Origin of the sequence: Companilactobacillus versmoldensis DSM 14857 = KCTC 3814 (assembly GCF_001434295.1) — a bacterium.
Taxonomy (GTDB): domain Bacteria; phylum Bacillota; class Bacilli; order Lactobacillales; family Lactobacillaceae; genus Companilactobacillus; species Companilactobacillus versmoldensis.
The window spans coordinates 1-1,252 of sequence record NZ_AZFA01000054.1 but is presented as its reverse complement, the minus strand read 5'-3'; the positions used below and the strand labels follow the sequence as shown (position 1 = coordinate 1,252).

Below are 1,252 nucleotides of genomic sequence, written 5' to 3'. Positions count from 1 at the left end.
CCATTTAGTGTATCATTTACACCAGTTAAGTTGCTTTCTAACAAAAAGGATACACCATCCTCCTCTAAATCATTTTTAGCTTGTTCGGCAATTTCAGGCTCAAAGTGTCCTAAAATCTTAGATGATTTATCAATGATGGTCACATGGCTACCAAATTGTGCATACATTGATGCAAATTCCAAGCCAATCGGTCCACTACCAAGAATAACTAATTCCTTTAATTGTTTATCTTTTACAAGTAAGTCTGTGGACGAATAAACATGTTTACTAGCAGGCAATCCATCAATATTAGGCCAAATTGGTGTTGCTCCTGTATTAATAAAAATACGATCTGCAATTAAAGTTTCCTGCCCTGAGTTATCAGATACTCGTACCGTATGGTCATCCAAAAATTCAGCAGTAGCTGTTAAAACAGTGGCTTCTTGTAAATCAGCCACCTTATGGTAATTTTTATTACGTAGCATTGCTGTTAGGGCATTTTTCTTTTTTAAAGCGACTTCATATTCTATACCCCGGTGGGCATTAATAATCATGTTTTTAGTCGGTAAACAAGCAACATTGATACAAGTTCCGCCATACATGTTGGGATCTTTTTCAATAATTAATACTTCTTCACCGTGTTTTGCAAGTGTTCCTGCAAGTGTTTTACCCGCTTTTCCAAATCCAATAATAATATTACTAAAATGTTTCATTATTCACCTTGCCATTCAATAATTTAATTATGTGATCGAATCACAAATCAGGATCTAAAATAATTAAGTAATTAAAATTATTTAGAAATAATTTTTGAATCTAATTCCCAATTTGGATGTTATTTTTTGTACAAGATTATTGCAACAATATTCTGATATTTTCATACTCTGATCTCCCTCAATCAATTATATATAATTCAATTCTTTTAACGCAAATTTATTGTCCATTAGTTTTTATAACATCATTTAAATGACCTTGTAACAAACATAACCTTTATTCATGATAAAAGACAGGTAAAGCGAACACGTTATATTTAAAGCCCGTGCAACAAGACTTGCTGCAATATCATGATTGGCTAGTCCAACAGAATATCAATTCAGACTGGTTATTTCCCTCAACGGCCCATCCAGACCATCATATCTCTGAGAAGCAGTTTTACAAGGTGATGGCGCGCGTTGGTGATCTCTTAGGCATCAACTATCTGGGCACACATACCATGCGTAAAGCAGGCGCCTATCGCGTTTATACGCAATCAAACTACAATATTGGTTTAGTCATG

1 protein-coding gene and 1 pseudogene are annotated in these 1,252 nt (G+C 34.3%); one reads left to right on the top strand and one right to left on the bottom strand.

Annotated features, from left to right (window positions below):
* Window positions 1–692: FAD-dependent oxidoreductase (locus FC27_RS11495; protein WP_162253190.1), on the bottom strand; the 692-nt coding region annotated here is incomplete at its 3' end.
* A gap of 267 nt (window positions 693–959) precedes the next feature.
* Between FC27_RS11495 and FC27_RS11490 the strand changes: the two are divergent.
* A pseudogene (locus FC27_RS11490) lies at window positions 960–1,252 on the top strand (tyrosine-type recombinase/integrase); the annotation flags it as partial.